This is a genomic window from Chitinophaga sp. CCNWYY40, from assembly GCF_037483205.1.
In the GTDB taxonomy this organism is placed as follows: Bacteria; Bacteroidota; Bacteroidia; order Chitinophagales; family Chitinophagaceae; genus Chitinophaga; species Chitinophaga ginsengisegetis.
In genome coordinates, this window is record NZ_JBBHLF010000007.1 from 124111 (window position 1) to 134735 (window position 10625).

Consider the following 10625-nt stretch of genomic DNA (forward strand, 5'->3'; position numbering starts at 1 on the left):
TGGGTGGGGCTTAAGCCTTATTATTTCTTGTTTAGCAGCGAAGTGAAGGGGTAACGGAGGTTGGTATAATTGATCATATCTACTATGATATTCCCTACAGATATGGGGCTTTCAATGCGTAAAGGCACTTTGTTGGCGTCGTCGCTTACCCACACAGTCATTTTCTCACCGCCTTCGAAGATGGTGCCTTTGATAAGGAGGGGCTTGAACTTGATGGCCCGGAACTTGCCGAACTTGGTATTTACTTCTTCCTTACCCATGTATCTTATGTAGATATTGTATACCTGGTCGTCGAGGAACATGGCGAAGGGGATCTTATCGCCTGTGTTGTATTTGTTAAAGTCGATGTTACGGGCGTAATAGATGGCGCTGATCACGTCCTGTACGCAGGGAGGCACTGTAAAGGTGCCATTTGTGCTGATGGCCTGGTGGCCGGCCTGGTTAAACACTACGTTATTAAAGATCTTGTAGCCGCCTTCATTTACGTTCCGGATAAATTTGAGGGGTTGGAGGGTAGCGGTATCTATGTAGCTTTCGTACCTGTCGCGCACTTTAAAGATCCAGTCGTATGCCCGGTAGGTTTTGCCATCGCCTACCACATGATAAACATCGCGGTTGGCAAAGCGTTCCAGGGCCACGTTGAAAGTAGCTTCTCCTGCGCCAACGTACATTTTACCAAGATTATAGAATACTTTCAGGGTAATACTTTCACCAGCATTAAAGCTGCTGTTACGGATGGAGCAGAAATCGGTTTGTGCTTCAACGGGTTGAATACAGGATAGTCCTAAAATTATGAGTAGCAAATACTTCATTGATGGAAGCTATTTTTCCTTAAAAATTTTTACCCCTAACAACAGCACACTTCCCAAAACGGCCGGTATTACCAGGTTTATCAGCCATATACCTACGGTGGCGGCTACGATGGCCACGGTATTGGAGCTAAGCAACCCAAGAAAAAAGATACTCACCTTTCCCCGAACTCCTAATTCAGCGATAGCGATGGTAGGAACTCCTGCCATTACCAGGTAGATGACACTGTTCAGTAAGAAGGCCTGCCACCATAGAAATTCCACGCCAAGTGCGTCCAACAAAATCAAATACTGTGCCGAGAAGACTATGTACCGGAGGGCTGAAAGCAGCAACAGGTAACGTAAATCGCCGGATGAGTACTTAACAATGATCTGCACAAACACCTTCGCTTTACGAAGGAAAGGTATCTTTTCAAATACAGACAGAATTATTTGTAACCGAAAATATAACAATATCGTCAGGCCACAAATTACTGTACCGGTAATCAGGACTAATTTCTGCCACAAAGAAGGCGTAAGGAAGGCGCTTTCTTTTGCCAGTGCGTAGTTGTTGATATAATAGAGCAAACCAATTAACCCAAAAATAATAGTGACGATCAGCTGGCTGAAACTTCCTACTATAGTTGCCGCGATGGCTTTCAGCTTATTATGGTTTTTCAGGTAAAGTATGCGGCCACCGTATTCGCCTACACGATTTGGGGTGTTTATAGAGAGAGATACGCCGGAAAGGATGGCACTGAATGAGCGCAGGAAAGATACTTCTTCCAGGGGTTTCACCAGCTTCTGCCACTTTCGGGCTTCGAGTCCCCAGTTGAACAGCATCAGTACCGTTACGAGGAAGATGCCCACCCAGCCTTTCTCCTGCAATACACCCCACATGTGCTGCACTGATTGTTGCAGGTTATCACGATGGATGAGTTGCGAGTAGATAGAGTATGCCAGCCAAGTAAAAAGCCCTGCCCCTAATAAGTAATTGAGAATTATTTTGGTACTTTTGTTCAGACAGTCAAATTTTGGCAAAAATAAACTCCTGTTGGCAAACAAGTCAAAAATAATTCTCGGCATTGACCCTGGCACCCTTGTAATGGGCTATGGGCTTATACTTATCGAAGGAAAAAAGGCCAGCCTCCTGGAGATGAACGTACTGAAACTCTCTAAATTCAAAGATCACTACGAAAGACTACAGCTGATTCATTGCAGGGTACAGGAACTTATTCAAGAGCATAAACCAGCCAGTTTTGCCATTGAAGCGCCCTTTTTTGGCAAGAATGTGCAAAGTATGCTGAAACTGGGCCGTGCCCAGGGTGTGGCTATTGCAGCGGCTATCCAGGCTGGTCTGGAGGTCACCGAATATTCCCCGAAAAAAGTAAAACAATCTGTTACAGGTAACGGTAATGCTGATAAAGAACAGGTTTGGCTGATGCTGCAACGCATCCTCAATATCTCAGAACGCCCTGATTACCTTGATGCTACAGACGCTCTCGCAGTGGCCGTGTGCCACTTTTACCAGGAAAGTAATCCGCTCGCAGGAATAGGCAAAGCAAAAGGCTGGGAGAAGTTCCTGCAGCAGCACCCCGAAAGGATTTCCAGATAAAAAATACCGGGGTAAAAGGTTATTTCATAAATCCGTAAATTGTAGTTACTTTGGTTGAAATTCAACAACCCATTTAAAGCTAACGGCCATGTGTCCGGATAACAGCTTAACTATGAAAAGTGACCATCATTTGTTATATGGAAATTGTATAACAAGCTTTTTTATATTAATCAGCATCAGGCAGATATGAAAGCAAGAATCCTATTGGTGGAAGATGATCAAAATATTGGTGCGGTTACGAAGAAACGATTGGAAGAAGCGGGCTATGATGTAGTGCACAGTATAGACGGCCAGGCAGCATGGGAGCAGTTCCAGTTACGCTCATTCGATATCTGCTTGCTGGACGTGGTAATGCCCAAAAAAGACGGCCTACAACTGGCACAACAGATCCGCGAACTCAATGACCACGTTCCTATATTATTTCTCACTTCTAAGAATGAAAAAGAAGACCGAATAGCCGGACTCCAGACCGGTGCGGATGATTATATCAGCAAACCTTTCAGCATGCAGGAACTGATCCTGCGCATAGAAGTTTTCCTGAAAAGGACCATGAGCCGCGGGAAAGACAAGTTAAACCTCTATACGATAGGACAACTTACCTTTGATTATGAAGATCTCCGGCTCTATACTTCCAATGGAGATATATCCATTTCTGTTACGCAAAAAGAAGCGGACCTGCTGAAATACTTCTGTAATAATCCCAATAAAACACTGAAAAGAGAAGACATACTTTCCAATGTGTGGGGGAAAGACGACTATTTCCTCGGACGCAGTATGGACGTATTTATCACCAAGCTGCGGAAACATTTCAAATCAGATCCGCAAATAAAACTGGAAACCGTGCATGGCGTGGGATTCCGTTTCAATATCCCCTCGAAATAACCGTTACATGGCGGCGACAATCTGCGCCTGTATTGCCTTAAATTCTTCTACAGACAGCTTCAGCTTACTGCGGGAAAAATTCATATCGTCTGCCGAATTAATCGGGATCAGGTGCATATGCGCATGCGGCACTTCCAGTCCTACCACACTAACGCCTATACGATTACAGGGAATTACTTTTTCTATGGCCTGTGCAATTGGCTTGGCAAACAATAACCACTCCTGCAACAGGTTATCTGCCACATCAAAGAACTTGTCCGTTTCTGTTTTAGGTATCACCAGGGTATGCCCTTTTACCAGCGGGAAAACATCCAGGAAAGCATAAAAATGTTCGTTCTCTGCTATTTTATAGCTCGGAATCTCGCCTTTGATAATTTTCGTGAAGATGGTCATAGTATGTAGTTCTTAGTAACATGATAAAAAAACAGGGGCTGCAAATGAATGCAACCCCTGCAAATATCATGAAAAAGTAGGCTTATGCGGTTATATTATCAATCTTAAATTTAATCTGCCCGTTTGGCGCCTGTACTTCAGCTACCTCGCCTACCTGCTTGCCCAGCAGGCCCTTGCCTATCGGGGAGGTCACCGAAATTTTGCCAGCCTTCAGATCCGCTTCGGTTTCAGAAACAATCTGGTAAGTAACAGTCTTCTTATTAGCTACATTAGTAATAGTTACCTTACAAAGGATAGACACTTTTGAAGTATCAATTGCATCTGCACTCACTATCCTGGAAACTGCAATCGCATTTTCCAGTGTGGCAATCTTCGCTTCATGCAAACCCTGCGCTTCTTTGGCGGCATCATATTCGGCATTTTCCTTTAAGTCACCCTTCTCCCTGGCTTCTGAAATAGCACGTGCAATCTCTGCCCTTCCTTTGGTTTTAAGCAAGGTCAGTTCGTTCATCATTTGATCAAGGGTTTCTTTCGTAACGTAATTTATGCCAGACATAACCTGTTGTGTTTTTTTGGTTATAAGAAAAAAAAATCAACGCCTCCATTTGCACAGAAGCGTTGTTTACTGGTATTATTGCAAATATAATGAAATTTGTATAAAGAAAAAAGCTCCTTCTTTCGGATGCATATAAATTGATAATCAATCATTTATATCCGAAAAACACACCCATTGGGCTGGGTTAAAGTATATTCAGTTTCTCTAATACAATACGGGCCATTTTGATGCTTGCCTGATGCGAGTACCCTGCAATATGCGGGGTTACTACTACATTGTCAGCCTTCAGCAACCAGGCCAGTTGTTCTTTTTCTTCTTCGTTATAAGTAGCTAGTTTTTCATTCTCCAACACATCCAGACAGGCACCCGCCAGCACCCCATTATCGAGTGCGGCGATCAGGTCGCGGTTATTTACCAGCTTGCCCCTGGCCACATTCATAAACCATACCGGCCGGGCAAAAGAGGTAAAAAAGGCCGAATTCCCGAGGTGTTTTGTTTCGGCGGTCAGTGGCAGGTGTAAGCTTACCACATCCGCTTCCCGGAATATTTCTTCCATGGTGGACTCCTTCACAGCCGCTGTACCAAAACCTGTTTTATATTTATCGTACGCCAGGATATTAACGTCGAACCCCTGCAACTTATGCGCAAAGGTGCTGCCCGTGTTACCATAGCCAATGATAGCCACGGTTTTACCGTTCAGTTCATATCCGCGGTTACCATCGCGCTCCCAGATGCCCTGCCGCAACTCCAGGCTGCTTTTCAGCACATTGTTCAACAGGCACAACAGCATGCCCACGGCCTGCTCGCCCACCGCATCCCGGTTGCCTTCGGGGCTGCTCACACAACGGATGCCTTTACTTTCTGCATAAGGCACGTCGATCAGCTCCATGCCCGAACCCAGGCGGCCGATCCACTGCAGGTGTTTAGCCTGGTCGATCATCTGCTTGTCTACGTGGATACGGGTGGTAACAATCAGTCCTGTACACTCACCGATCTCACGATATACTTCATCATATGTAACAGCCGGCAGGTAAGTAACTTCATACCCTTTGCTTTCCAGCTGTTCAATCAAATACGGATGTGTTTTTGCCGTAACTAATACTTTCCTGCTCATATCATCTTATGGGATAATGCTGCAAAATCAGCCACACTCAGTTCCTCTGCCCTTTTTGTAAAGATGGGGTCCTGTGCTAACAGTTCCTTGTCAAACATCGTTTTCAGCGGATTGCGCAACTGTTTGCGCCGTTGACCGAAAGCCGTTTTCACCAGTACAAAAAATTTGCGCTCAGAGGCAATATCTACCGGTTGTTCCAGCCGGGTAAGGCGGATTACGGCAGATTTTACTTTTGGCGGCGGATTGAAGCAGTTTTCATGTACTTCAAACAAATATTCAATCTTATAATAAGCCTGTAACAATACGCTCAGGATACCATATTCCTTGTTCCCGTGCGGAGCAGCAATACGTTGTGCCACTTCTTTCTGGAACATTCCCACTACCACATCCACCTGCTGACGCCAATCGAGCAGTTTAAACATGATCTGGGTAGAAATATTATAAGGGAAATTGCCAATGAGGCGGAACGGGCCTTCAAAAGGCAGGGCGGCATCCAGGATGCTTTCGTTGATCAGCTTGCCCCTGATATCGGGGTACGTTTTTTCCAGGAACTCCACCTTTTCCCTGTCCAGCTCAATTGCCTTGAAATGAATGCCTGGCAGCTGCAACAGGTATTTTGTGATGGCGCCCCCGCCGGGACCCACTTCCAGCACTTGCTGGCCGTCAATTACAGGTAGCGACTCCACAATTTTCCTCGAGATGTTTTCATCTGTGAGGAAGTGCTGGCCGAGTGATTTTTTTAGTGTATACATTGTGAAGCGCAAAGATAAAGCATTTATTAGCTTTTAGCCGCTGCCTTTTAGCTTTTGAAAATGCCGCCGGCTAAAAGCGAAAAGCTAACCGCTAAATACTTTATATTTGCCATTCATTGAGGCAATTCAGCATGAGTACTACCCAGATCAACAAACCGGTAATCGGCATCACCATCGGTGATATCAACAGCATAGGCGCCGAAATTATCATCAAAACGTTTATGGACGCGCGTATGATGGAATTTTGTACGCCGGTGATTTTTGCATCCAACAAAACCATCAACTTTTACCGGAAGCTGATGAATGAAAATAATTTCAACTACCAGAGCATCAAAGACTTTACCCGCCTTAATCATAAGCAGGTGAACGTATATAACTGCTGGGAAGAAGAAGTACAGATCACCCCCGGAGTACTGAATGAAACCGGTGGCAAATACGCCGCACGGGCGCTCGAAGCCGCCATCAACTGTTTGAAAGACGGATATATCACCGGCCTGGTGACAGCCCCCATCCATAAAAACAATATTCAAAGCGAAACTTTTAACTATACCGGCCACACGCCTTACCTGAGGGATTCCTTCAATGCTAAGGACGTGCTCATGTTCATGACTGCCGACAATATGCGCGTGGGCCTGCTCACAGAACACGTACCCCTGGCAGATGTAGCAAAATATGTGACCAAAGAAAATATCCTGGGCAAGCTGCATCTGATGAGAGACAGCCTTGTAAAGGATTTCGGGGTAGATCAGCCACGTATTGCTGTATTGGGGCTCAACCCTCATGCCGGCGACGACGGACTGATAGGCCGCGAAGAAATTGAACACATTGCCCCTGCCATCAGGCACGCGAAAGGCAATGGTATCCTGTGTTTTGGACCATACAGCGCAGATGCCTTCTTTGCAAGGGAAATGTTTAAACAATTCGATGGCGTACTGGCCATGTACCACGACCAGGGCCTCATACCATTTAAATCACTGGCCAGCGGCAACGGTATTAACTATACCGCCGGACTGGGCATTGTACGCACCTCACCGGATCATGGCACCGCATTCGATATTGCGGGCAAAAACCTGGCTGACCCGGATTCTTTCAGACAGGCCATCTTTGCCTGCCTGGAAATACTGGAGCAGCGGGAACGCTATGCCGAGAACACCCGGAACCCACTGAAGAAAACAGAACTGGCGTCGGAGTAACTCAGTGCTTACCCGCTTTCAGGTAGGATTGTATGGAAGTAACGTAGTTTCCAAAGGCTTTTTTGCCGGTGGGAGTTATTTTGCAGATGGTTTGCGGGTAGTTGTCCTTAAACTGTTTCACCACGGAAATATATTCCGCATCGCGTAGTTTATTAATCTGCACACTCAGATTACCTGCGGTGGCATTTGTTTTTTCTTTCAGCAGCGTAAATTCTGCTTCTTCTTCACTGATCAACACGGACATAATAGCCAGCCTCAACTGTGAATGTAATACCGGGTCCAGATCTTTAAAGTCCATGAGCTTAATTTTCTTATACAGCTATTTTGATATTTAGCTATTTTGTTTCAGTGGTTTATCTGTCACGGAAACAAAATAACTAAATATCTGAATAATATATTCCCTGATTATTTCTGGCTTTGTTCCAGCAGCTTGCGGGTATATGGTTCCCCCCAATGCGGAGCTATGCTGCTTTCCGGCTTAAAGGCGGCAAACTTTTGCAATGCCAGCTCCAGTGTTGTTTTCGCTTTTGATTTACTGCCACCCCATTGTTCAGGTGTAAATAATAATGATTGTCCGCGTAACATGTAAATGCGCGGGTTCTCCGGATTGAATTCTGCCGCCTGTTCCAGCAGTGCTGCTGCTTCGGGGCCATACTTCATACCGCGTGTCATAGGATCCACTGTTAACCGGGCCGTAGCTATCAATGAACGGATACAGGCAATTTCAGAATTCTTTGGGCTCAGCGCTTCTGCCTTGTCCAGGTTGCCTTCTGCCCTGTCGGCCAGCGGATCTATCTGGCTTTTATCCTGCAGTATAAGTGCCTGCATCACCTGTGCATAGGCAGCATAATAATAAGGCAGCCACTGGCTTTTTTCGGCATCCGCAATACGTTCAAAAGTGTTGGCCTTTTGTTGCAGGCCATCGGCAGTGAAAGTGCCGCTGCTATCCAGTTCAGACGTTTGCTTCGTCATGGCGTCGGTATATTGCGCGCTTTGTGCCATTGCAGTAGCCAGGCTACCGGTAAATAAAAAAGCAAGAAAGAATCGTTTCATATTTATTGTGATTAGAGGTTATTAATAACATCCTGTCTTCTGTCGATACCAAAATTCATGAACATACCCAGGTAAATAAATCTCGGTACGTTAGGCACTACTTCATCCCTGCGCATCCCATCAGTAGAATAATGATAGCCGAATACCTGTTTATTGCCCAGCACATTGCTCACCGACAATACAAAAATGGTGAATGCTTTCCGGATACTGGTAAGGTAACTGGCGCTTACGCCCACGGAGTTATAAGTCATTGTTCTATCAGACATGAACTTGTCCGTAGGCTGATTGGGATTGTAATAAGGACGGCCTGTAGCAAAAGAATACGTTAATCCAAGATTGGTACTGAGCTTTGGCAGAAAATGTTTGTATACAATGCTGGCAGTATGATTGGCGGCAAAGTCAGGCTGTACCCGGAACGGATAGTTCAGGTAATCGCGTTTGGTATCCAGGTAAGAATAGGATACCCAATAGTCCACATTCTTAAACGTTTTCCGGTCGCGCCAGAACAGCTCTATTCCCTGCGCATAGCCACTGCCGTTGTTGTTATACGCAGGGGTTGTTTTTACCAGGTCGGTATACTTCTTATAAAATATCTCTGTACGGAAAGTATAATCCATTGCCACACGTTGATAGCTGAGGATGTAATGGGTAGCTTTCATATAGCCCAGGTTGCGGCTGAAGCGGATATACTGTGGTTCTGGCTTCTGGTAATAATCGCCGTAGGCCACGGAAAACTGGCTGAAGTTATTCATTTTATATGCCAGCGACACGCGGGGTGCAAAATTCATTTCTCCCAATACCGAACTATATTCCGCACGGCCACCTACGCGTCCTACGAAACTGGGGGTAAAGTAAATATCTCCTTCTGCAAAAGCGGCGGTGTAGTTGTCGGTGAAATTGGCTTTATTTTCATTAAAGGCAGATCTTTCTTCCGCATACTGATACTCTCCTCCCAGCCGCAATACAGAAAAGCGTCCGAGGTTCTTATAAAACATAACCCGTGTCTGGCCCAGGTCTGAGCGCACTTTGATCAGCGAGGGCGCCGGATTTTTCAACAGCGTGTCTGCATCGATATTGTCCGTGTTGCTACTGAAAGAAGCACCGATATACAGGTGCCAGTCGTGGCCAATATTTTCCCGGTAGGTCAGATTCGTATATACGTTATTGTTATGCAGTTTAAACGACTCCGTATAACCCGGATATTCCAGGCTGTTGGAGTTAAACCCCATTTTGGTCCAGTTGCCATATCCGTAAAATTTGAGCATGCCCGTACGGGAAGTTTTACGACGGAAATTGACGGAGGTACCAATGATTTCCGGTCCCAGGTTTGGCGAGTTTTTGGGCTTAACAATGTTGAAGTAGGGCGACAGGTTTGTATAATCTGCCTCTATCCCGTAGGATGTTTTTTTATCTTTTGAAAGATTATCCAGCCCGGCGCTTACACCTATTACAGATACCCCGACCGAAGAAGAGGAACGCTCCGGTAAATCGATAGATTCCAGGATCAGCGCGGACGACAGCCCCTGGCCATATTGCGCAGAATAGCCGCCGCTGCTGAAGGTGGTTCCTTTAAACAGGAACGGAGAAAAGCGGCCACGTCCCGGAATGTCCGGCAGACTGCTGTAAAAAGGATTCCTTACCAGCATGCCATCTATCAGGGTTTGCGTTTCATAGCCGGTACCGCCACGTACAAACAGGCCCTCGCGGTCGTTGGTTTGCTGGGCGCCCGGCAATGTTTTAATGGCATTGGCAATATCGGCGCCCGCACCGGCTGTGGTTACAATATCCAGCGGCTTCAGCACGGTGCCTTTCTTATCATCGCTGGCTTCAAAGCTGCCGGCAGAAATGGTTACCACCCGTAAAGCATTCACTGCATTTTTCAGCACGATGTTCAGTTGTTCGCCTGCAGCGGTATTTATTTTCAGTTCCAGTGTCTGGTAATTGGTGAGCGTGGCTGATAATAACTGGTCGCCGGTGGCGGTGGTGGTAAAGGAAAAAGAACCGTCTGCTGCGGTGGTGGCGCCATCATAGGAACCTTTCACAGCGATGTTCACACCGGGTAAAGGACGCTTTTTTGTATCGGTCACCTTGCCGCTGATCTTATTCTGTGCCAGTGAGAATAAGGGTGTAAAAATGAAGAGACATAGATAGCGGTTGATGTTGGACATATTCAGGGATTAATTATACATCAAACATAAACTAGTTTACATTATAAACCAAATATTATAAAAGAAAACCGGGCAAAACGCCCGGTTTCTTCCGGAATTATTAATTTTTAC

The 10625-nt window shown here is 45.8% G+C and carries 12 protein-coding genes; 3 read left to right on the forward strand and 9 right to left on the reverse strand.

Annotated elements, in window-relative coordinates; genetic code table 11:
* Window positions 1-20: 20 nt before the first annotated feature.
* Window positions 21-812: a DUF3108 domain-containing protein gene (locus V7S65_RS26100; RefSeq protein WP_079473541.1), complete on the reverse strand. Its 792-nt coding sequence runs from the start codon at window positions 810-812 to the stop codon at window positions 21-23.
* 9 nt (window positions 813-821) lie between these two features.
* Complete coding sequence (locus V7S65_RS26105) at window positions 822-1829, reverse strand: lysylphosphatidylglycerol synthase domain-containing protein (protein ID WP_159454504.1); 1008 nt, start codon at window positions 1827-1829, stop codon at window positions 822-824.
* A gap of 13 nt (window positions 1830-1842) precedes the next feature.
* Here V7S65_RS26105 and ruvC point away from each other — a divergent pair, with 13 nt between their 5' ends.
* Window positions 1843-2403 carry a crossover junction endodeoxyribonuclease RuvC gene (ruvC, locus tag V7S65_RS26110; RefSeq protein WP_200817408.1) on the forward strand — a complete coding sequence of 187 codons (561 nt, stop codon included), beginning with the start codon at window positions 1843-1845 and terminating at the stop codon, window positions 2401-2403.
* A gap of 186 nt (window positions 2404-2589) precedes the next feature.
* On the forward strand, window positions 2590-3285 hold the full coding sequence (locus V7S65_RS26115; RefSeq protein ID WP_111579992.1) for a response regulator transcription factor: 696 nt from the start codon (window positions 2590-2592) through the stop codon (window positions 3283-3285).
* A 3-nt stretch (window positions 3286-3288) separates the two neighbouring features.
* Here the strand turns inward: V7S65_RS26115 and V7S65_RS26120 are convergent, their stop codons facing one another.
* From V7S65_RS26120 to rsmA, 4 genes are all read right to left on the reverse strand, one after another.
* Window positions 3289-3678: an HIT family protein gene (locus V7S65_RS26120; RefSeq protein ID WP_079473539.1), complete on the reverse strand. Its 390-nt coding sequence runs from the start codon at window positions 3676-3678 to the stop codon at window positions 3289-3291.
* Between the two features lie 82 nt (window positions 3679-3760).
* Entirely contained in the window at window positions 3761-4234 is a 474-nt protein-coding gene (greA, locus tag V7S65_RS26125; RefSeq protein WP_079473538.1) for a transcription elongation factor GreA, read from the reverse strand.
* A 184-nt stretch (window positions 4235-4418) separates the two neighbouring features.
* Window positions 4419-5348, reverse strand: coding sequence for an NAD(P)-dependent oxidoreductase (locus tag V7S65_RS26130; RefSeq protein WP_336389028.1), 930 nt, complete (start codon window positions 5346-5348; stop codon window positions 4419-4421).
* Window positions 5345-6100: a 16S rRNA (adenine(1518)-N(6)/adenine(1519)-N(6))-dimethyltransferase RsmA gene (gene rsmA, locus V7S65_RS26135; protein ID WP_079473536.1), complete on the reverse strand. Its 756-nt coding sequence runs from the start codon at window positions 6098-6100 to the stop codon at window positions 5345-5347. The genes V7S65_RS26130 and rsmA overlap by 4 nt, the downstream gene beginning before the upstream one ends.
* A 131-nt stretch (window positions 6101-6231) precedes the next feature.
* Here rsmA and pdxA point away from each other — a divergent pair, with 131 nt between their 5' ends.
* Window positions 6232-7293, forward strand: coding sequence for a 4-hydroxythreonine-4-phosphate dehydrogenase PdxA (gene pdxA, locus V7S65_RS26140; RefSeq protein WP_079473535.1), 1062 nt, complete (start codon window positions 6232-6234; stop codon window positions 7291-7293).
* Between the two features lies 1 nt (window position 7294).
* On the opposite strand, the gene V7S65_RS26145 is transcribed toward pdxA, so the two are convergent.
* The 3 genes from V7S65_RS26145 to V7S65_RS26155 all read right to left on the reverse strand — a co-directional run bounded on the left by V7S65_RS26145 (window position 7295) and on the right by V7S65_RS26155 (window position 10514).
* Window positions 7295-7591 carry a winged helix-turn-helix domain-containing protein gene (locus tag V7S65_RS26145; RefSeq protein ID WP_079473534.1) on the reverse strand — a complete coding sequence of 99 codons (297 nt, stop codon included), beginning with the start codon at window positions 7589-7591 and terminating at the stop codon, window positions 7295-7297.
* A 107-nt stretch (window positions 7592-7698) separates the two neighbouring features.
* The gene (locus V7S65_RS26150) at window positions 7699-8346 is read right to left on the reverse strand and encodes a hypothetical protein (RefSeq protein WP_079473533.1); all 648 of its coding nucleotides are present in this window, start codon (window positions 8344-8346) and stop codon (window positions 7699-7701) included.
* 11 nt (window positions 8347-8357) lie between these two features.
* Entirely contained in the window at window positions 8358-10514 is a 2157-nt protein-coding gene (locus V7S65_RS26155; RefSeq protein WP_336389027.1) for a TonB-dependent receptor, read from the reverse strand.
* Window positions 10515-10625: the final 111 nt, after the last annotated feature.

Coding starts and splice junctions, on each gene's coding strand:
- greA (WP_079473538.1), bottom strand. CDS start 4,234: ATGTCTGGCATAAATTACGTTACGAAAGAAACCCTTGATCAAATGATG.
- V7S65_RS26130 (WP_336389028.1), bottom strand. CDS start 5,348: ATGAGCAGGAAAGTATTAGTTACGGCAAAAACACATCCGTATTTGATT.
- pdxA (WP_079473535.1), top strand. CDS start 6,232: ATGAGTACTACCCAGATCAACAAACCGGTAATCGGCATCACCATCGGT.
- V7S65_RS26145 (WP_079473534.1), bottom strand. CDS start 7,591: ATGGACTTTAAAGATCTGGACCCGGTATTACATTCACAGTTGAGGCTG.
- rsmA (WP_079473536.1), bottom strand. CDS start 6,100: ATGTATACACTAAAAAAATCACTCGGCCAGCACTTCCTCACAGATGAA.
- V7S65_RS26115 (WP_111579992.1), top strand. CDS start 2,590: ATGAAAGCAAGAATCCTATTGGTGGAAGATGATCAAAATATTGGTGCG.
- V7S65_RS26100 (WP_079473541.1), bottom strand. CDS start 812: ATGAAGTATTTGCTACTCATAATTTTAGGACTATCCTGTATTCAACCC.
- V7S65_RS26150 (WP_079473533.1), bottom strand. CDS start 8,346: ATGAAACGATTCTTTCTTGCTTTTTTATTTACCGGTAGCCTGGCTACT.
- V7S65_RS26120 (WP_079473539.1), bottom strand. CDS start 3,678: ATGACCATCTTCACGAAAATTATCAAAGGCGAGATTCCGAGCTATAAA.
- V7S65_RS26155 (WP_336389027.1), bottom strand. CDS start 10,514: ATGTCCAACATCAACCGCTATCTATGTCTCTTCATTTTTACACCCTTA.